Here is a 22214-nt window from a genome sequence, read left to right as displayed (position 1 = left end):
TGTTTTATGTAAAGCCAGAATCTCAAAATATCACAATTTAAAATTGTATTATTTATAAATACGCGTAAAAATATAAATAGAAATTCTACCCCAAAGCGATGGTTTCAAGAGAATTTAATAAAAATACACTCAAAGAAGAAAAACAGCATAAAAAGCGAAAACTGCAAACCAGAAAGCCTTATCTTGTTTCTAAAAAGAAACAAACTCGCTCATGCAAAAAAAAACATTTTTTTAAAAAGCTTATTTAAAAAGTTGCAAACAAATAATAAAAAGCCACAAGCTATGCTTGTGGCTTTTTAAACAACTTACCCCAAGATGATCACCTAAAAACGATAGCGCAATCCACCAGAAAAACTGATTCCAGAAAAACCACCTTTGCTCAACTTATGCTGATAAACAAAATCACCATGAAGCGCAAATTTTTGAGACAAGCGAGCATTAAGACCTAATCCAGCCTCTAGAGAAGAACCAAAAGCCCCTAATTGGAAAGAATCTTTAAAGCGCACAGCTCTTTCTTTGCCAAAATCATGGGCAAAATGAATCTTTCCATAGAAAGAAACATCACGATCTTTTTCAGGTGCAGTAAGAGTCTTCATCAAACGACCACCCACACGCACCATCAATTGATCAAGTTTATCCATCTCAATATTAAAATTATCAATATCGCGGGCCTCATTAAATTGAAGATGTTGATAAACAACCTGAACCTGTGGATCAAAAACAACACCTTCATATCCTGTGGCAATTTTCTGACCACTCATCAAGGAAACACTTAAAGGGTTACCCTTCAATGTTGCAGTCTTACCCCGTGCAGTTGTCAGAACATCTCCCTTAAACAGACCATAGGATAAAAGACCATCAACATAGAATCCTGCATCATGCTGCATACTGCCATAGACTGTAGCAGTCCATTTATCAAATGTACTTTTTTGGCTTTGTGCAACATCTCGAGGCTGTAGAGAAAGCTTTCCATAAGACCCCATAACCCCAAAGGATATAGCACTGTCAACATTTTCAATTTTTTGTAGCAAAACACCTGTCTCTAGCGCATAGTACCCTAGATCTCCCCCATAACCATATTTAAGCGCAGATAAATCTGAGACATAACGATAACTTCCACCATAGCCACGCAAAAATGAAGCAGAATTTTCACGAATTTCCAACATTCCACTAGGATGAGTCCGTACTATCTCCAACTGCTTGTTTTGATTGCTGATATCCATTAAACCAGCATGGAATAAACTATTTGGCAAAAGCAGATAAGTTGGTACCTGAGGAACAACAGATCTCACACCTCGTCCAGATGGGAAAACATTTTCAATCTTAGAAAGACTATCCGCAGAAGACGCTGGAACAACACCACCAGAAGACGCACGTGCAGGAAGTGTACGCTCAGAAACCATAGAAATATGCCTATAATCAGTAAATGACTGAACATTCCGGCTTTCTAGGCGAAAATCCCAAAAATCTCCCTTACCTTCAACAAGCCTTTGAACAGAATCCGCTTTTCCTAAATGGGATCCTGGACCATAAGCATAGAGCTTATACTGATAAGGCAAGCCCTCCAATGCAACATAATCACCATCTAACTGAAAAGATTCCTCCTCTGCTTTTCCAGAAACCTGAATAATAGAAATACCCTGGTTATTTCCACCACTCCCCGTTTTCCCTCCTGGACTTCCTGAAACGCTTTGCATATGTATTATTGTTTTTCCTTCAATATCACCATAAATTAAAAGCCTATCAGTTTTCTGATTTCTAATCGCTCCCCCCTTATTTAAATATGTATTAAAGTAAATATGCGCATCACCCCGCGCTTGATAAACAACACCTTCTCCTTTTCCAATACGAAGTGTTTGATAATCACTCATTGTATTGTCTGTGTTTTTTTCAAAAACAATAGAACTATCAATAAGCTGCATCAATGAAACCAATGAATCACCTATAGAACCAAAGTTGCGTAATTTTTCATTTCCTGATTTTGACAGCGATAAAGTCCATTTAGAACCACCTGTTAACCGAAATTCAGCAGAAGAGCTTTCATCAATATGCACTCCCCCGACAAGCACAGAATCATTAGCTGAAATCTTTACTAAAGCGCCCCCTTCAGCCTTCAACAATAAATCTCCAGAAATTTCAGATTTTTCTAAAAGTCTAATACGACCACCGGATTTGTTGCTATAAATAGCTGTACTATATGGAACTTTAAAAGAAGTCTTTCTCAAATACACCTCCCCTCGCATAGGTAAATTCGTCTTTGGCAAACTTCCAAATAAATCTTTCTCCCCGAAAAAAGTATAGGAATCCTTTTTTACAGAAGCGCTTTCTGTGTGCTTGTTTCCAGCTTTTTCGCCTTCCACAAAGCGTATGCCATAAGACACATCACTATTTACGGAAACGTTAGAATGTACAATATCAACCCAACCTTCTTTTCCCAGCAATGATATACCGTGGGCATTAGCAACCTTAACGTTACTTGCCCCGTAATAAATAGAACCACCTTCTTGGGTCATCTGAAAAGCTGAGCCTTGTTCATGATTGTCTAAATCTATCTCCTGAATACCATTATCGATAATATAAACGCCCCATAATCCAACTTTTCCCCATTCTCCTGTATGAACCCCAATACCACGAGACAAATGAATTCCTCCACTTCCTATCTCAACATTTCCATAATTATCCGCCTTTATACCATACTTCCAAAAGTTTTTTTTCAAATCAGTATTTTTATCCGAAATATCAGTAATAAATATATTTTGCCCATCCACCAATGTATCTTTTCCAGATACTTCTATGGCCACTTCTTTAGCTTTATTTTCCTCAGTTTTCTGATAAGTTTTATCATGAATGACATATCTCTTACCATCAGCGCACCGAAAAGGTATAACATTTTCAGAACAAACGACATTTTCAAAATAAATTGCATGCACATCAACATTGTGTGCAAAAAAAAGAAATGCTGTTGTAAAAGTACATAAGGAGAAACGTTTTTTAAATAGATTTACCATAATTACACCACAATTACGCCCCACTACAGAGCAATACATAACGTATAAAAAACTTAATTAGAAAGATTTAATACATTTTGATTTAAAAACAAGAGGATTATTAATATTTTTTGTGTTTTATGTAAATATGAAATTAAAAAATTACTCGAAAATACAATCTAAATCTGTTGCTTTTACAAATAATTTGCAAAATATAACTGAAAAACGACAGAAAAATCACCTTTAAAGTTGTTATTCAAAAACACCCTTAATCAGTTAACATGCATTAAAAACACCTACTTAACTGCTGTCTAATCACCCCCCAGAGCTGACATAATCAACATCCTCACGATAGATCTTATATTGAAACAATATGTACTTTGTAAGCAGACAAAACATATGCCAAAATTGAGAAACAAGAGTTTACATATGCATTTTTAGGCAATATTCATGGCAAGATAGCCTAATAAAGGGTAAGAACATGTAAAAATCAGTTCCGATTTTACTATCTCCTTTTAATTCAACTTTACAACAGTCGAAAGCATTCAGAGCCGTACTTTTAAAAAGTGAAGATGACACATGACTTCATCCTGTTATTTATCGAATTCCTTTGAAGAAAACATATTTTCCAAAACAATATATCATTGTGTTTCTCATTCACCAATTTTCTCAGATATATCTCATTATTTCCATCCCCATTTCACAACGACAGCGGATATAATATAAAGTTCATCGGATACAGCCCTCATTGCGCCTGAGTAGCATTTTTGTCTTTGCCAATTTCTAATATTGTAAATCCTCTCCTCTTAACATAATTCCCAAAATTATATTGACCCTTTCTTAAATGATTATCCACTTGCCAATCTTACATATAATAGACAAAGGAATGCTTTTTATGGATTCATCATAAGAGCATTGAAAATATTTCAGCGCCCTAAATTAAAAAATATCTTTATAAATCAAAATATTATAAATAATATAATAATCACTCTGAAATACGCATTTTGAAACAATAACGTACAAACTCTTCAGACTTTTCAAAAAAATGAAAGAAGTCCAACCTAAAAGCATATTAAAGATATGCAAAGTCACACTCTCGTAAAAATGCTATAACACAAGATGAATAGAGAATGAGAAAAGCCACAAGTACAACTTGTGGCTTTTTGAAAGATTAATCAAAAACAGGAACAACACTAGAAATGATAACGCAATCCACCTGAAAAACTCGTTCCAGAAAAACCAGCTTTCGTTAGTTTGTGCTGATAAACCAAATCGCCGTAAAGCGCAAATTTTTGAGACAATTGGGCATTAAAACCTAACCCAGTTTCTAATGAAGAACCAAAAGCACCTAGCTGAAAAGCATCTTTAAAATGCACAAATTGTTTTCCTTCAAAACCATGAGCAAGATGAAGCTTGCCATAGAAAGAAATAACTTGAGCCTCATCAGTAGCGACCAGCCTCTTTGTTAAACGCCCCCCAACACGCCCTATCCATTGATGAAGCTTTCCTAAATCAATATCAAAGCCGTCCACATCACGCACCTTATTAAATTGAAGATATTGATAAACAACCTGAACTTGAGGATCAAAAACAAAACCGTCCTCTCCTACCATAAATGTTTTACCAGCAGTCAATGAAGCACTTAAAGGATTTCCCTTTAATGTTGCCGTCTTGCCCCGTGCGGTTGTTAGAACATCACCCTTAAAAAAACCATAAGACACAAGACCATCAACATAAAAACCCGCATCATGCTGCATACCACCATATGCTGTAACTGACCATTTATCAAATGTACTTTTTTGACTCTGCTCAACATTCAAAGGTTGCAAAGAAAATCTCTCGTAAGCCCCGATAATTCCAAAAGAAGTGGAACCATACGTATTTTCGATTGCTTTCAGCAAAACACCAGCCTCTAGTGCATTATAATCAAACTCGCCGCCATAACCATATTCAAGCGCAGAAAGATTTGAAGTATAACGATGATTGCCGCCATAACCGCTCACAAAAAAGAAAGGATTTTCACGACTTTCTAATAAGCCCCCAGAAGCAATTCGCAAAGCTTCTAATCGCTTATTTTGATTGTTAACATTCATCAAACCAATATGACGTAAGGCATTAGGCAAAAGGAGATAAGTCGGAACCTGCGGAACAACAGCCTTAACGCCCGGCTTAGGATGAGGCTCCGGAGCTGGTTCTGGAGAAGGGACTGGACCTGGAATTGGGTCAGGATCTGGTTTAGGTTTAACATCAGAATCTATAGATCTACTTTCAAGGCGGAAATCCCAAAAATCTCCGTTCCCTTCAACTAATCTTTGATCCATGTTTGCTTTTCCCAAATGAGACCCTGGACCATAACTATAAAGCTTATACTGATAAGGCAATTTATCTAATGCTACATAACCACCTTCCAACTGAAAAGAATCTTGCTTTGCTTCTCCAGAAACCTGAATGATTGAAATACCTTCAGCATTCCCCCCCTTTCCCGTATATCCTCCTGGACTTCCTGCAACTCCATGCACTTGGAGCTTTGTTTTTCCCGAAACATCACCATGAATTAAAACACGATCAGTCTTTTGATGATCAAGAGCACCACCACTATTCAGGTATGTATTAAGAGAAATAGAGGCACCGCCCTGTGCTTTATAAACTTCACCCTTTCCCTTTCCCACACGAAGGGTTTGATAATCATCAACAGAAGAAGATTCGTGTCTTTTAAAATTAATAGAGCTCTCATCCATAAGACTCACGAGTGAAATAGAAGAATCATGTGCAGCCTCGTGTTGATCTTTTTGCAACGGTTGTTGTAAAATCCATTGAGAATGACCTCCCAAATAAAGCTCAGCATTAGAATTTTTATCAACGTGTGTGCGACCCTCAAGAGTAGAAGCATCCGCCAAAACTGTTATAGAAGCACCTTCCTCAGCTTTTAATAAAAAATTCCCTGAACGAAGAGTGCTGTGTACCAACCCCACCGCACCAGAAATCATGTTTTTACCATAAAGAGCCGCATCGTCTAAAACAGAAAACTCTGTTTTATCCAAATTAACAACTTCTAATCGTGGTGGAACTTTTTCTTCCTCTGATGAAATTTCTTCTTTTTTATCCCCACCTTCACTCCATGGCTTCTCTCCCCGAAAATAGATACCATAAGATCCCTTACCATTTACGGTAACAGAAGAGGATTTCATATTAACTTCAGTCACAGGAATCTTTGAATCAGAATCCTCATTTGATAAATCTTTAACTTCCTGACGAGGAATAGAATTGACTATATTTTCTAATAATATGCCATGGACATCCATAGCACGAATAGTAGTACCCTCTAAATTAACAGCCCCCCCTAAATCCATATGCACAACCGCACGATCCTTACCTTTATCACCCTTCCCAGTAATTTTAACATTCTCGAGATTTACTTTTCCACCTAACATCGAAGAAATCCCATGGCTGTTCATAAAATCAACTGATCCACCTGACATCCAAATTTCTGAATGATCATAACTTAAAAGACTTGCATTCCCATTAGCTGTCTTAATTTCTGTATCTTCTAAAAGAACAAACGATTTCTCTGTTGCATCAACACCCTCATGACTTGCCTTAATCTTTCCATTTTTTACCTCAATCACGCCATCACTCGCACGAAGGGCTATAACTGTATTTTTGATAATCGGATCTTTCAAAACAATCTTACCGTTCTCTAATACATGTACCCCCATTAGAAAAGTTTTATCAGCAACTTGACTACTAACCGTTACATCCTCTCCGCGAACTTCTGTACCTATTCCTTTCACCGTTATAGCAGTAGGATTTTCAGGATAATTGGAAGCGTTCTCATTCGTAATCTTATAAGATTTATTATCAATTTTAGGCTTCCCTTTAGACTCCCCGCAATTATCGCATATATAATACAACCCATTATAGTAATAAAACCCACGCTTTATACCTCTTTCATCAAAGCCTGCATCTTTAACAGAGTTATCTATATGACCATTATTCGATCCCTCCATTCCACTCAACCCACGATAATCACTTCCCCCACGAATACCCTCATCGTTATTGCCAACAGGAATCATATTAGGAGGATAATAATTCTGCCCACTCTCTCCACTAAGGGGAGGCTTATACGCATTACTCCCACTAAGATGAGGACCAGAAGTAACACTAATACCGTTAATCGGAGTAACAGTTATAACATAAGGTTTACCGACCTCCTCTGTAGCGGCATACACTTCTCTTCCATTTTGAAGCAAAGAGAGGATAGCGGTTGTACAAGCACATAAACATACATGATTTCTAAAAACTTTAATCATAGTTCCCTCGAAACTTTCCTTCCCCTCTCATTAAAAACAAAAGCACTTACAAAACACCCCATTGCACACCTCAAAAATACGAAAAGTGTAACAAAAGAACATGCCTCATGCTCATCTGAACTGTGCAATGAATTATCCCAATAAATTTGGCAAAAGCTCTACGCCAAAACCACCTATAAGAGAATAGTTACAAAACACACTTTATGAGTGTATAATGCATTCTGTATTTCGTGTAAAGAAAAAATAAAACCAGTGCGTGCAATTAATTAAAAACACAATCAAACCTTGTGAACTTTAAAAATTAATCCACAAGGAGATGGATGAAACAATGATTTAAATCAGTAGAAAACAAACGCTCAAAAACGAGCTTTAGAAAACATCAAATATTATATTAGATAATATCAATACAGTACCAAAAAGGATAACGTAACGCATACCGGTCTGCTGAACGCTTTAAAAGCCGATAAAAGCGAAGCACTCTATCGCATCAGTAGTAGCATAAATTTTAAGAAAATTCGCTTTAGCGGAGAAAAGTACTCTCATGCATAAAACAAACTATGTCTTTTTTGCTTAATAAAGAAGACGAGATTTTTTAAGAACAACACAAGTTGTTGTAAAGAAAAAAGGCAGCACAATGTGCTGCCTTTTCTAATAAGGTACATAGTGTACCTTATATTAAAACTGATAACGTACTCCTCCGGAAAAACTTGTTCCCGAAAAACCAGCCTTATTAAGCTTATGTTGATAGAGAATATCAGCATGCAGAGAGAACTGTGGCAACAATTTGGCATTAAAGCCTAATCCAGCCTCTAGAGAAGAACCAAAAGCTCCTAACTTGAAAGCATCATTGAAATTCACAGACTGTTGTCCTTCAAAACCATGAGCAAGATAAAGCTTACCATAGAAAGCAATAGCATTCACGCCTTCAGAACCTGTAGGAATCTTGGTTAAGCGTCCACCAACACGTGCTACCCACTGATTAAGGTTACCCATTTCAATATCAAAATTGTCAATATCACGAGCTTTATTAAACTGGAGATGTTGATACACAACCTGAACCTGCGGATCAAAGACAAAACCCTTATATCCTGTCGCAATTGTCTGACCACCAGCTAAAGAAATACTCAAAGGATTACCTTTTAATGTTGCTGTTTTACCCCGTGCAAGGGTGAGAACATCACCTTTGAACAGACCATAGGATAAAAGACCGTCGACATAGAAGCCAGCATTATGCTGCATGCTACCATATACCGTAGCAGTCCATTTATCAAATGCACTCTTCTGGCTTTGCTCAACATTCAAAGGCTGCAGAGAAAGTTTTCCATAAGTTCCCATAACGCCAAAGGATATAACACTGTCAGCATTTTCAATAGTTTGCAGCAGAACACCTGCCTCTACACCATTATAACTAAGATCGCCGTCGTAACCATATTCAAGTGCGGAAAGATCTGAAGCATAACGGTAACTTCCACCATAGCCGCGCAAGTATAAAGCGGGATTTCCACGAACCTCTACCATTCCTGTAGAAGTCATCCGCAACGTCTCCAATTGCTTATTTTGATTGCTAATATCCATCAAACCAGCGTGGAATACGCTATTAGGCAAGACAAGATAAGTTGGAACCTGTGGAACAACAGACCTTACAAATTGTTCAGGAAGGGCAGCAGATCCAACAGACTTAACATACTGATTTTCTAGACGGAAGTTCCAAAATTCTCCACCATCCTTAACAAATTTCTGCTGAACATGCTCCTGTTTCGAAGTCGCTTCTGGACCATAAGCACGAAGAGTATATTTGTAAGGTGAGTTTCTCAGTGCAACATAATTGCCATCGAGTTGGAAAGAGTCTTTCTTTGCTTGACCATAGACCTGAATAATTGAAACAGTATGAGCAATCTTGGCATTCGCTTTACCATCTCCTACATTGCCCGCATCACCTCGTACATGTATTTTTGTTTTTCCAGAAACATCACCATGAATTACAAGCCGATCAGTGACTTGCTGATTATTCGGATCACGAGGATTTAAACGTGCATTGAGATGAATTGCAGCATTACCCTGTGCAGCATAAACTGTTCCTTTCCCATTTCCAATATGGAGAGTCTGATATTTTCCTTCAGATTCCGAAGATGCAAAATCAATAGTACTATTTACAAGACTTACAGAAGAAACGCATGAATCCACACATCCTAAATCTGGAGTACCCAAATTCCTCTGTGCACTTCTTTTTAGAATCCACTCTGATTGATTAATTAAATCTAATTTTGCATAAGAACTTTTATCAACGCGAACATCGCCTTTAACAATAGAACTATCAACCGATACCGATATATTGGAATTATTCTCAGCCTTCAACAACAAGTCACCAACAAGAGTTGTTTTATTTTCTACTGAAACATGACCACCAGAATTATTACCATAGATCGCTATACCACTTGCAACTTCAAAATCAGTTTTTTTCAACGAAACTGTCCCTGTTATGCCTACAAGCGTTTTTTCCTGTTTGGATACAGTACTCCGCTTAACAACAATTGCTTTCTCAGTTGCTAAATCCTCACTCCGATTTTGTTGACTCGCTTCTTTCTGTATTCCTCCATCAAAATATATACCATAGATTCCATTACCTTCCACTGTAACAATAGAAGACTCGATATTTGCATGATTCGTAGTAGGACGAACCTCAGAAGATCTCCCTCTCCTAGAAGAGCCTGTCTCAACCACATTATCATCAGACTTCATAATCCACAAAGCATGAGCATCAGTCACAACATTCCCATTCTTAAAATCAACAGAAGCATTATCACTCAACAGAAAAGCTGCACGCCCAAAGTTATCTGCGGAATCTAACTTACCCTGTCCTTTTTTCGCAGTAATATTAACTTTGTCTAACTCAACGCTTCCCCCAGCTTCTGACCTCACAGCCACTCCCTTTTCCAAAGTAATAGCCCCAGAGTCCATAGACACCTTACCAGCCAGACTTACCAAACCAGCCGCAGCCAAATCCCCCGTCACGTTAATTCTCGTATCCTTTAAATTAACAGATGATCCAGAACCCGCCAAAGCGCCCACATAAAGCGCATCAACTGTCCCACCAGTCATCTTAACCTTTCCACCACTTTGCGCTTCAAGCCCAATCACAGAAGATTGGATTTTCGATTTCTTATCCAAAATAACTTCTGCTTTATCTTCTGCAAGCACAGCACTCACGGCATGTATTTCATTAAAATCAACATTATTTTTTCTATCAGAAAAATCTGCACCACTAATGGTGGCCCCCTCTAACTTAATAACCGTATCCTGATTTTTTACATGCATAGGATGCTGAGTTTTATCGCTTGCCTTCAATGTAAGGTTGGTTATTGTCCGAGATTGACCATCACTACATGAATAAGGAGTTTGCAACGCCTTCACACCATTATTCTGTATAGCATCACACGTAGAAGAAACCGTTTTCTTAGAAGAAACATCTCCACCACCAGCATTACTAATCATAAGAACACGTCCAACAGCTCTAGAAGATGCAACAGGCTTTACAGAAACCACAGGAGAAGAAGGCTCCATAGAAGCAGCTCTATTAGAAGATACAGTAGACGTCTCAGAAACTACAGAAGCAGAAGCATTTATAGAAGAAGCTCCTTTAGAAGATACAGTAGACGTCTCAGAAACTACAGGAGCAGAAGGCTTCATAGCAGAAGCTACATTAGAAGATATAGCAGGTGTCTCAGAAACTACAGAAGCAGAAGGCTTCATAGCAGAATCTCCATTAGAAGGTATAGCAGATATCTCAGAAACCACAGGAGAAGAAGACCTCATAGCAGAAGCTCCATTAGAAGATGTAGCAGAAGCTCCATTAGAAGATGTAGCAGAAGCTCCATTAGAAGATATAGCAGAAGCTCCATTAGAAGGTATAGCAGCAGCTCCATTAGAAGGTATAGCAGCAGCTCCATTAGAAGGTATAGCAGCAGCTCCATTAGAAGGTATAGCAGATGGAGAAGAAGACCTCATAGCAGCAGCTGACTTTATAGGTAATGGCCTCTTAGATACAGTATGATACTCAGGTGTTACAGAAATTTCATCTGCAGATATTACAAGCCCCCTACTAGTATCAGATTTCCCACTTAAATTAACTCTTGGAGGTACTAAAGGTGCCAAATTTCCGGATACAGGAGGAGTGACAGATGACGAAGATGGAGTAACAGGTGAAACGGTACGCATTAAATCTTCAGACAATAAATCTTCAGACAATACAAATACCTCAAAATCATCTTCTTCATCATCTTCTTCATATTCACTATATTCATCATCTTCATAAAATCCGTCAGATGTTTCAGATCTCAAAAGTGAATTACCTTGAACAGAGACTACAGATGCAGATTCTCCATGTACAAGAGAAGTTGTGAATTCATTATTTACTTCACCAGCACCAGTATCAGCATTAGTATCTACTTCAGTTTTAGGAGAAGCAACTGCAACAAGTGGCTTAACTTTTGGCTTAACTTTAAAAACAGGTTGAAAATTAGCAGTAGCAGTATAAGCAGAAACGAGAGGTATAAAATATTCATTTTCTAAACGAAAATCCCAAACACTTCCACTATTTTTAAGTAATGTATTATCGAAATACTGCATTTTCGGAGGAATAGTTGGACCATAAGCACGAAGAACATACTTATAAGGCAACCCTTCTCGTGTAATATAATCACCTTTCAGCTTAAAAGAATCCCTCTCTGCATTTCCAAAAACCTGAATAATTGAAATACTATGAGGTGTATCCTCTTGTGGTATACCATCAGAAGTATCATTCACAACTACCATTGTTTTCCCAGAAACATCACCATGAATCAACAATCTGTCAGATATTTGAGATTTTTCTGTATTGCTAGGCATCAAATTTGCATTGAAGTAAATTGTAGCACCAAAAGCATCAGGAGCACCAGAAGCGGCAGAAGCACTATAAACTGTTCCCTTCCCATTTCCTATGCGAAGAGTTCGATACTCAATATCTTTCTTAGATGTACTTCCATCTTTCAAAGAAGTAAAAAATCTAACATTACTATCTACAAGTTTCATAGATGAAAGACATGAATCTACACAACCCGTATCTGAATCTTCCAAACTATTATGCAGCTTCTTTGTTAAATACCACTCTGATCCCCCAGATAGAAAAAGCCTAGCTTGAGATTTTTTATCAACGTGAGCTCCCCCCATGACGACAGAGTCTTCAACAAGAACCGACAAATGCGCTCCCTCTTCAGCTTTCAACACTAAATCACCCGAAAGAGTTGAGTCATCTTTTACAACGACGTACCCATCCAAACTGTTAGCATAAACGACCACACCATCAGGAACTTTGAGAGAAGTATTTTTCAAAAGAACTGCATGCAAACTATCTCTATTATCTTTTGTTCCACCCTCTACTAGACTCTGTTGTCCATGTTGACCACTTTCTTCTCTCACACTCGTTTGACTATTTTCTTCCCTCACATTCGAAGGTACATCACCAAAAAATACACCACGAGACTTACCTGTCAATTTAATAGTTGAATTTTGAATATCAGAAACTATTAACTTGATAACCCTAGAATCTGCATCCGACACATCTGCAGAATCTTCAGCAGCAATTCCAGAAGATGCATTAGAATCGGCATCCTCCCCTAAAAAATCCTCCACAGAGGATAAAACCTCAAAAAACGCGGAACTAACACTATCAAGTACAGCACTATCTTCAGATTCAATAGAGATCACCTCACCAACAACGTCACCAGTGTCGAGTTTCTGCTGTTTCAAAGTTACATCATCATCGTTATCATCATCGTTATCATCATCCTCCACATCTAGTGCATCCGAAACTCCATAGATATTATTCTCAGAGTTATCATTTACCAACAAAGCAATAGTATTGGAAGCTTTAAGCTCTCCATTTTTAAAGGAAACAGTACCCCCAAGTGACAATAACCCTATACTCGTCTCTGAAGCATCTGCTTCTTGAGTTTTTGGTTCCTCAGCAACTGTAATAGCCGTCCCGTCTAGTAGAACAGTCCCCTCTTCTGCAGAGATAACTCCTCTTCCACCCTCTTTTACATTAATTGCCCCAGACTTCATCCCTATAACAGATGCACCCAAACTAACTAAGCCGATTCTTTTAACATTAATATCTACATTCTTTAAAAAAATCTGCCCACCATCACTAGCAAGAGCACCTATATACGTATCTCTAATCCCTCCCCCCACCATCGTGATCTTTCCAGTCCCTTCAGCCCGAAGCCCAATAAAAAAACCCTGAATATTTGAGTTTTTCAAATTAACCTCTGCATTCATATTTTGAGAAGAATCTCTGACATATACACCAGCATAAAGCGGATCAAGACTATATAAACTACTTATGTTCTCTATATCTACTTTATCATTCTGTATACCCGCCGAAGATAAACTTTCAGAAAGTTCTTTCTCAATCTTCATACTTTCAATGGATAATTCTTCCAAATTAACAACTACTTTCCCATCATCAGAAGGAGATTCCACATTTACAGCATTCTCACCTTGATCCGCTATAATCGCCCCCCCTATTAGAGTATATACTCCGGACTGATTACAGGAAATAGACCCATATATTCGCTGATCACCATTGAGTAAATCAGCTAATCCTTTACCGGCCTCCACAGAATCTATAAATTCTATAGCCCCAACACCGTCACCAACTGGCACAGATACACTCACACCAGGGATTATATTACCTGATACATCAGCTGGTAAAGAATTCAATACAGGACGTGATATACCTGGCATACCAACAAGACCATCTGCACTCGCTTTTTGTACGATTAGCGCCTCTTCCCCCATTGGCAAATATGTTTCACCACCACTTGAATTATCTCTTCGCGGAATATTAAATAATTTCCACACATCTACAGTTTTTGGAAGATCTAATCCTCTAACCAACTCTCCATCTAATCCACTTGGTACACCTGCAAACCCGGCACGTGCTCTCTCCCCATCTGTTATTGCTCTTGTTATTGCTGTTCTTTCTTCCACATGTTCTGCTCTTGCTGCTCTTGCTTTCCTAGTAGGTACACCGCCTGCACCTGGAACACCTGGCATGCTACTCAAAGCATCATTTGTTATAGTACCAGGACCAACACCTGGAATAGCAGGCCGGTTCGTTATATTTTCGCCACTCGGAACACCTGATATAGTTATTTGTTGACTTACAGTGTTTAATCCTCCTCCTGCTCCTGCTATATTACCTGATAATGTATCTTGTACAAGAGCTAATGGGCCACCGAAGCCAGCTGGTACACCTTCTTGCGCCACTTTTTCTACTGTTTTTTCTACTGTTTTTATCCGAGTAGATAAGACGCCTGAACCTGGGACCCCCGGCACAGCACCCACACCATCTGAAATACCACCCACAACATTAGGCACAGCACCTGCACCACTCGCAACATTAGGCACAGCACCTGCACCACCCGCAATACGAACACTATTCCCTGCAATATTCCGTATCATGCCAGGAACAAAAACATTATTCTTTCTAGAATGACAAGCACTAATAGGTCGAATAGAACTTAAAACAGGCCCAATCCGAGCCTGATCCTGAACAGAACCACTATCAACAGAATCACCGGTTCTAGATTCTGCTCTTCCAGAAGTCTCCACTCCTTCGGGTGGTGTTGTAGCTCCTGAGCTCGATCCTCCACCTAAAGAGGTTAAAGATGATATTGATGATGATAATGATGATGATAATGATGATGATAATGACGATAATGATGATGGCAATGAAAATGAAGGTAGTGTAAACCAACCAGCCCCCATAGAAGCATCTACACCTTGTAAAAAGAAGAAAGCACTTGTTGTCAGTGCGTACAAACGTGTACGCTTTTTAAATACATTGATCATATGTCAAACTTTCTAAATAATGTTGCAAAAACACTAGAATTAAGTGAAAATGAGGTAAGTGAACGATTTGTAACATATGTAAGTCAATTTTACAACATAGTGTTATTTATTTACGCTTCATTTTGTGCATAAAAATACCAAAGTTAAGTTTTTAATTGCACAACCCCTTGTAATATCAGATAAAAGGATAAAATCACGATGATAAAATATATGAAATGGATGACTTCTGTTTTACTGGTTGCCATCAGCTTTGCAACGGTTTTGTGGACTCATACGAGTATTGCAAATACCAGTACCCAGACAAATGTAACGATTGATCATGTTTCAGGCACGACTTCTGTTCCCGCTTCTCCGCAAAAGGTTGTTGTGTTTGATCTTGCTTCGCTAGATAATATGAATCGCCTTGGTATCAAAGCCGTTATCGGCCTTCCCGAAGGAAAAAAACCTTCCTATCTGCAACAATTTAATGATGAAAAATATGAAAGAATTGGAACCGTTTTTGAACCAGATTATGAAAAAATTGCCACTCTTCAACCCGATTTGATTATTATTTCCTCCAGAACTCAAGCAAAATATAAAGATTTATCCAAAATAGCTCCAACAATTGATCTAACCGTAGAAAACGAAAATTCTCTTGAAGATATTAAACGAAATGTGTCTATCCTTGGAAAAATTTTTGGCAAAACACAAGAAGCAGAACAGGAAATTGCAAAACTCAATGAAGCTTTTGCTGAAGTCCGTAAAAATACCCAAGGAAAAGGCACTGGGCTCATACTCATGACTTCTGGTGGAAAAATCAGTGCTTTCGGACCAAAATCACGTTTCGATATTTTTCACTCCGCTTTTGGAATTGCCCCTGCAACCGATAAACTTACCGTGCAAAAACATGGACAACTCATTTCTCCTGAATTCATTCTTGAAACCAATCCTGATTGGTTGTTAGTGATTGATCGCGATGCAGCCATTGGACGGGAAGGACAATCCGCAGCACAATTGCTCAACAATGAGCTTGTTCACCGCACAACAGCGAGCAAACAAAACCAAATTATTTATTTGGACTCTTGGAGCTGGTATCGTGCAAATGGTGGTTTAACGGCACTCATTGAAACCGCACAGCAGATCAATGAAGCCTTTACAAAGAGCAAATAAGCGTACAAAAGAGCTTGCTTGCTATATAAATAAAATTTAAAAGCAGAGGTTGTTTATTAAGCAGTCTTTGCTTTTTGTAGATTTTGTTAGAAAATGATTTAACGTGAAGAATTACTGGATAACCATAACACTTCTAATTTTCCTGTCTATCCTCAGCATTTTTGTTGGTTATTCTGATGTCACACCTTCTGACCTATTCGCAGCCGATCCCCATGCGTGGCTTATCTTTTGGCAAACACGTCTTCCTCGTACCATTGCAATCCTTTTAGTAGGCGCAGCACTTGCACTTTCAGGCATGATTATGCAACTATTGACACGCAATCGCTTTGTCGAGCCATCAACCACTGGAACCATTGAATCTGCTTCCCTTGGCATTCTTTTTATTATGATTTTTTTACCCGATATTCCTGTTTTAGGAAAAATGGTCGTTGCGACAATTTTTGCCATGGCAGGCACTTTACTTTTTATGTTTTTATTGCGACGCATTCCTCTAAAATCTGCTCTCATTGTACCCCTTACAGGGATTATGCTAAGCTATATTATTGGCTCTTTAACCAATGCCATTGCAGATTATGAAATGTTACTCCCTTCTCTTCAAGCTTACTTATTTGGCAGTTTTGCGATGGTTCTTGAAGGAAAATATGAGCTCTTATGGTTATCCCTTCCCCTTTGTATTCTAGCCTATTGTACTGCTGATCGCTTTACGGTTGCAAGTTTGGGAGAAGATTTAACCAACAACCTTGGATTGAATTATCGTGTTGTCATGTTTTTTGGTCTTTTTATTGTCGCCTCAATCACTGCTGTTGTTGTCTGTACCATTGGCCGTATTCCTTTTGTTGGGTTGATTATTCCAAATATTGTTTCAAGTTTCATGGGAGATAATATGCGCTATACCGCTCCTTGGGTGGCCATCAGCGGTGCAGGATTGGTCTTGATTTGTGATCTTTTAGGACGAATAATTCATCCCTCTCTTGAAATTCCCATCAGCACCATAATGGGTGTAATCGGTAGTTTTATTTTTATGATACTGCTTTTACGCTGGAGAAAGCGTCTTGGATAGAAGAAGAAAAACAATATGTGTACTAACAACACTTATCATCATAGCATGTACTATCATTAGTCTTTACATGACATGGAATATCAATGTTTATACATGGAAATTTCGTCTTACAAAACTTTCCTCTCTGCTTCTTATTGCCTACGCAATAAGCGTTTCTACGGTTTTATTTCAAACAATCGTTAATAACCGTCTTCTTACCCCTTCAATTATGGGATTTGATCAGCTTTATATTTTAATAAAGACTGCCCTAATGTATTTTGTAGGCTCTCTTTCTTTACCCTTTTTGAATGAAGAAGGACAGCTTGTTCTTGAAGCCCTCATTCTTATTCTTTTTTCAATAAGCCTTTTTCGCTGGCTCTTTTCAGGAAGCCTAAAAGGGCTTCATTTGACGCTTTTAATCGGTGTTGTTTTAGGCGGCTTTTTTTTCAGTTTACGGATGTTTATGCAATTGCAACTCAATCCAGACCAAATGATGAATTTAACGGATATTATGTTTGCAAATTTTAATAAATTCAATACACCATTAATAAGCTTTGCCACAATCATTGTTTTCATTGTGAGTCTGATTGGATGGCATTCCCGTCATCTTCTTGATATTTTGGCTTTGGGACGTGAAAATGCCCTCAATCTTGGCGTTAATTACCACAAAAGTGCGACAGCTGTCCTTATTTTTGTTTCCATTCTCGTATCCATTTCCACCGCATTAGTAGGCCCCGTCACCTTTTTTGGACTGTTAGTTGCCAACCTTTCCTATGAACTTTCTCCTCAAGCAAAACACAGTGTTGTTGTGCCGATTGCAATATTGTTAGCGATTATTTGTTTGGTGGGGGGACAATTTATTTTAGAACAAATTTTTCATATGGCAGGGCGTTTAAGTTTTATCATTGAGTTTTGTGGGGGTATTGTTTTCTTAATGTTACTGATGAAGGGAAAACTAAAATGATTGAGATCAATCATCTTTCCAAGGCTTACGGAGCACGATTGATTATCGATAATTTATGCCTTCGTCTTCCCAAAGGGGGGATTATTTCTCTCATTGGACCCAATGGTTCGGGAAAATCAACTCTTTTAATGCTGATAAGACGTCTTTTGCCACACCATAATGGTACAATTCATATCGACGGCTTTGATATTGATAAAATGCCCCACGATATTTTGGCTCAAAAACTCTCAATTCTGCGTCAAGAAAATCCTTTGTCTTTTCGCTTAACCGTGTACGATTTAGTAAGTTTCGGACGCTATCCTTATTCAAAAGGCTGGTATACACATGAAGATAAACAATTTATCGACAGTGCGCTACGCTATCTCGGCTTACAAGATTTAAAAGACCGTTTTTTAGATGAGCTTTCTGGCGGTCAGCGTCAACGCGCTTTTATAGCCATGGTTATCTGCCAAGACACTGATTATCTTCTCTTAGATGAACCATTAAACAATCTGGATATGAAACATGCCGTTTCTATGATGAAGCAGTTACGCCGCACAGCTGATGAACTGAAAAAAACCATTCTTATTGTTATGCACGATATTAATTTTGCCTCATCTTACTCAGATATGATTGTTGCATTGAAAAATGGGAAAGCGGCCTATTGTGGGACTCCAAAAGAAATTATGCAACCAAAAATTCTTAAAGACATTTATGATGTCGATATTCAAATCAAAACAATTAATGACATCCCTATCGCTCTTTATTATCGATAATCATAAAGATTTTTTGCGCTTGCATGCACTATAGAATCTGCTAGGGATAGTAAAATTGGCTTATTGGGGAATAGTTTAATGGTAGAACAGCGGACTTTGACTTCGTCAATCTTGGTTCGAATCCAAGTTCCCCAGCCAGTATTTAATGCCAGCCAGTATTTAATGATTGTAGCTTGTCATCGGGTTTTGTATAATTTGAAAGCAGGTTTTGCATCAATTTATTTTTTTCAAAGGATCTTCAAAAACTTTCAAGGGTTATTTAAAATCCCTTTCATGCATATTTTTCTCTTCCTCTAAAAATTGCAATTGAGATGATAAGCTCTTGAGCCGGTGTGGATTCTTTGAACCACATGTATAAGATGTGCCAACCTCTTTTATCTTAAATTGGCTAAAGATTTTTCGGATCTGAGGCACATCATTGACTTTCCCTTTAATTGCACAAGCAAAGCAAACATCGTCTGGTAATCCTCTCGCAAATAAATCCTTTCCATAGTAATACACGTATATCTGGCTATGTTTATGGGAACGCCTTATCTAATAGCTATAAACCTATCTAAAGAGAATTCAAAAAAAGAAAGCCGTGCCAAATGATATGACGCGGCTTTCAGATATTGATTATAAGATTCGAATGAATCATCCACAATGGAGTAATGAATGCATATATACAAAACGTATCATATTGCAAGTGCTCTATTAGAAATATGAAAACTTATCAAAAGAAACGTAAATGATAGCTATGATTTTGATATCATTCATTAGCATTATAGAGCCTATAAAAGCTTAGTAACTTTATCAATCCAATCAAAAGAAAATGCATCTTAAATGAATGTCTTCTCAATAAAGCTTTCATAAGTATCTTTTCATTTTGCACTCAAATGTAACTTCTTTGCAAATTAACCAGCTCAAATTTGAGTTGGCAAAATCAACCAATCCAATTTTGGAGGCATTATCTTTAGAATAGAGCCATCTTTAAACATTATAGCTTTTGACTCAAAATTAAATAAAATCCCATGCCTTAGATGTTACAATGGTTTTGAATTTTGCTGCCTCATCTTTTTTTCAATAGGTGCCCCCCAATTTGGGGGGAGCTCATTTGGTTTCGTATTTTTAAACTGTAACTTTTAAAACGTTTTTTGCTCGCTTGCTTGCGTTATATCATTAAAAGGTTTTCAGTTTCATAAGACATAACATTGTGATTTTCATTCTATATTGTGATGATAGTATCTATATAATGCCTGCCTATCATTTACTAACTTTTTAGTAAGCGTTTTTAAAAACGATCTTGTCTTTAAATTCTTTTATGCAATCTTTATGAACTCAATCCATAAGCTTATGATAGTTTCAAACGATTATTCCTTTTAAGGTTGCACTCAAATAAAGAGCAAAACACATCCCATTCTTAAATGTATACAATTTATGTTATCGATAATTCCAAACGACTGAAATTTAAAACAATGTGATTTGTGCTGTGATAAAAACGTATCATAAAATTTATGACCTGTTATGAATGATAACCGCTTTTCATTTCATTTGAATGCACCCATGCGTTATAATATTTACATCATGATTTGCTTTTTATGGTCTATTCATCCATGGCAATCTTATATAAAAAATGATCAATTCAAACATGCATAAAAGTATGGATTCTTAAGTGGGTTTATACAAAATAACTGCACTTAATGTATTGATTTTATTAGTTTTTATGTACAGTACCTTTTTAACTTCATAAAGATATCAATTTCCTTGTAAAGAATATTCCTCCCATTCCAACAAAAGACTCCACATAAGGCGATGAGGGATAGCTTCTATGATTTACAGGTACTGATCACTGGCCATGCAATAACGCCGACTGATGTCCAAGCCAATGAGGCCGCCTGTGGGAACAGGCAAGTTGTGGGGCTGAATATAATGGAACAGCACCGAACGGATAAGCCACGCGTCGTAAGTAAGCCTCTTAAGGTGCATAGCTTATAGGTTTTGGAAACAGACAATTATTATAATTCAGGTATTATAATTCAGACGATTAAACATCGGATCTCAGGCTTTTTAATCTAGTGGACAAACACGAATAATGTGTCCGTCTGGATCTTTGATTAGGAAGGTACGTCCAAATACATCAGTATACGGTTCCTTCAAAACATTTATCTCAACAGTGGTTTGCTCTTTCCATTCCGCATAGAGCTTATCTACATCCTCTCCCTTAGGCCACATAATGCCGATTTCTGAAAAACGAGGTGCATTTTCCTCAGGCGTATCGCCCCCAGATCAGAGAGCAAAGAGTGCATCCCCCGAAAAAGCAAATGCAACATAGCGTGGCAAAGTAAACACAGGTTCTTTCTTGAAGATGAATTTGTAAAAAGCGGTAGAATATTCTACATTTGAGACATATACCAACTGTAGGTTTGGGGGAACAGGATAAGTGGAAATATTACTCATTAATTCTCCATGATTTAGTAGCTGTCTTTTAACAAAGTATGCCTATATAGAGAATATTTCAACAAGAGTTTGTGATGCTTCCGTTCACGGTGTGCTCTATTTATATGTGTTTATTCGCTTATTGCTATATGCTAAAACATTGAGACCGCCACTACTGGGATTATAATGATATCCCTATCGCTCTTTATTATTGATAATCTAAAGATTTTTTGCACTTGCCTACACTATAGAATCTGCTAGAAATGGTAAAATTGGCTTATTGGGGAATAGTTTAATGGTAGAACAGCGGACTCTGACTCCGTCAATCTTGGTTCGAATCCAAGTTCCCCAGCCAGTTGTATGTATGTAGCTTGCCTGTTGTTGTAGCTTGCCAGCGGGTTTTGTATATTTTGACACTAGGTTTTGTACCAATTTATTTTTTTTAAAGAGTTTTAAAGATGTTCTCAAAGGATCTTCAAATGCCTTTCAAAGGGTATTTAAAGCTCTCTTTAACGCATTTTTCTGCTCCTATTTTTCCAAATCACTAAAGCATGTAAAGTCGGGTTGAAAGGCAAGGGGAACGATTCCTGTCGGACCATGGCGTTGTTTTGCTATAATAACCTCGGCTTTACCCTTGGCTTGCTCCATTGCCTCTTGCCATTTGTTATACTCAGCAGTGCCTTCTTTGGGTTCTTCATTTTT

The 22214-nt window shown here is 37.8% G+C and carries 9 protein-coding genes, 2 tRNA genes and 2 pseudogenes; 6 read left to right on the top strand and 7 right to left on the bottom strand.

The features are described from left to right. Positions 1 to 323 precede the first annotated feature (323 nt). From ACFILL_RS07525 to ACFILL_RS07515, 3 genes are all read right to left on the bottom strand, one after another. Positions 324 to 3008: an autotransporter outer membrane beta-barrel domain-containing protein gene (locus ACFILL_RS07525; protein WP_375643611.1), complete on the bottom strand. Its 2685-nt coding sequence runs from the start codon at positions 3006 to 3008 to the stop codon at positions 324 to 326. Positions 3009 to 4180: 1172 nt separating this feature from the next. Next, positions 4181 to 7297 (bottom strand): autotransporter outer membrane beta-barrel domain-containing protein, encoded by a 3117-nt coding sequence (locus ACFILL_RS07520; RefSeq protein ID WP_375643610.1) that lies wholly within the window; start codon positions 7295 to 7297, stop codon positions 4181 to 4183. Between the two features lie 675 nt (positions 7298 to 7972). Further along, on the bottom strand, positions 7973 to 15190 hold the full coding sequence (locus ACFILL_RS07515) for an autotransporter outer membrane beta-barrel domain-containing protein (RefSeq protein WP_375643608.1): 7218 nt from the start codon (positions 15188 to 15190) through the stop codon (positions 7973 to 7975). A 198-nt stretch (positions 15191 to 15388) separates the two neighbouring features. On the opposite strand from ACFILL_RS07515, the gene ACFILL_RS07510 reads away from it, so the two are divergent. The 5 genes from ACFILL_RS07510 (at position 15389) to ACFILL_RS07490 (ending at position 19235) form a co-directional block, all read left to right on the top strand. Beyond that, positions 15389 to 16339, top strand: coding sequence for a siderophore ABC transporter substrate-binding protein (locus ACFILL_RS07510; protein WP_375643607.1), 951 nt, complete (start codon positions 15389 to 15391; stop codon positions 16337 to 16339). Between the two features lie 103 nt (positions 16340 to 16442). After that, positions 16443 to 17399: an iron chelate uptake ABC transporter family permease subunit gene (locus ACFILL_RS07505; RefSeq protein ID WP_273791483.1), complete on the top strand. Its 957-nt coding sequence runs from the start codon at positions 16443 to 16445 to the stop codon at positions 17397 to 17399. Next, the gene (locus ACFILL_RS07500) at positions 17392 to 18342 is read left to right on the top strand and encodes an iron chelate uptake ABC transporter family permease subunit (RefSeq protein WP_375631513.1); all 951 of its coding nucleotides are present in this window, start codon (positions 17392 to 17394) and stop codon (positions 18340 to 18342) included. Before ACFILL_RS07505 ends, ACFILL_RS07500 begins: the two co-directional genes overlap by 8 nt. Then, on the top strand, positions 18339 to 19097 hold the full coding sequence (locus ACFILL_RS07495; protein WP_375643606.1) for an ABC transporter ATP-binding protein: 759 nt from the start codon (positions 18339 to 18341) through the stop codon (positions 19095 to 19097). Before ACFILL_RS07500 ends, ACFILL_RS07495 begins: the two co-directional genes overlap by 4 nt. A gap of 64 nt (positions 19098 to 19161) precedes the next feature. After that, positions 19162 to 19235 (top strand) — tRNA-Gln (locus ACFILL_RS07490). Positions 19236 to 19368: 133 nt separating this feature from the next. Here the strand turns inward: ACFILL_RS07490 and ACFILL_RS07485 are convergent. From ACFILL_RS07485 to ACFILL_RS07475, 3 genes and pseudogenes are all read right to left on the bottom strand, one after another. Next, positions 19369 to 19589 (bottom strand): annotated as a pseudogene (locus tag ACFILL_RS07485) (hypothetical protein); the annotation flags it as partial. A 1554-nt stretch (positions 19590 to 21143) separates the two neighbouring features. Next, positions 21144 to 21335, bottom strand: a pseudogene (locus ACFILL_RS07480) (glyoxalase); the annotation flags it as partial. 27 nt (positions 21336 to 21362) lie between these two features. Further along, complete coding sequence (locus ACFILL_RS07475; protein WP_375643604.1) at positions 21363 to 21533, bottom strand: hypothetical protein; 171 nt, start codon at positions 21531 to 21533, stop codon at positions 21363 to 21365. A 260-nt stretch (positions 21534 to 21793) separates the two neighbouring features. Between ACFILL_RS07475 and ACFILL_RS07470 the strand changes: the two genes are divergently transcribed. Continuing rightward, positions 21794 to 21867: transfer RNA gene (locus ACFILL_RS07470), tRNA-Gln, on the top strand. Between the two features lie 173 nt (positions 21868 to 22040). Here ACFILL_RS07470 and ACFILL_RS07465 read toward each other — a convergent pair. After that, positions 22041 to 22214, bottom strand: a 174-nt coding sequence (locus tag ACFILL_RS07465; RefSeq protein ID WP_375643616.1) for a DnaB-like helicase C-terminal domain-containing protein, incomplete at its 5' end; no start/stop codon positions are given.

The sequence above is a fragment of the Bartonella sp. AP20NXHL genome (assembly GCF_042196165.1).
Lineage (GTDB): Bacteria > Pseudomonadota > Alphaproteobacteria > Rhizobiales > Rhizobiaceae > Bartonella.
This window is presented reverse-complemented; position numbering and strand designations above follow the sequence as displayed.

Excerpts from the sequence above, each read along its gene's own strand:
- ACFILL_RS07525 (WP_375643611.1), bottom strand. The coding sequence starts at position 3,008 with ATGGTAAATCTATTTAAAAAACGTTTCTCCTTATGTACTTTTACAACA.
- ACFILL_RS07520 (WP_375643610.1), bottom strand. The coding sequence starts at position 7,297 with ATGATTAAAGTTTTTAGAAATCATGTATGTTTATGTGCTTGTACAACC.
- ACFILL_RS07515 (WP_375643608.1), bottom strand. The coding sequence starts at position 15,190 with ATGATCAATGTATTTAAAAAGCGTACACGTTTGTACGCACTGACAACA.
- ACFILL_RS07510 (WP_375643607.1), top strand. The coding sequence starts at position 15,389 with ATGATAAAATATATGAAATGGATGACTTCTGTTTTACTGGTTGCCATC.
- ACFILL_RS07495 (WP_375643606.1), top strand. The coding sequence starts at position 18,339 with ATGATTGAGATCAATCATCTTTCCAAGGCTTACGGAGCACGATTGATT.
- ACFILL_RS07475 (WP_375643604.1), bottom strand. The coding sequence starts at position 21,533 with ATGAGTAATATTTCCACTTATCCTGTTCCCCCAAACCTACAGTTGGTA.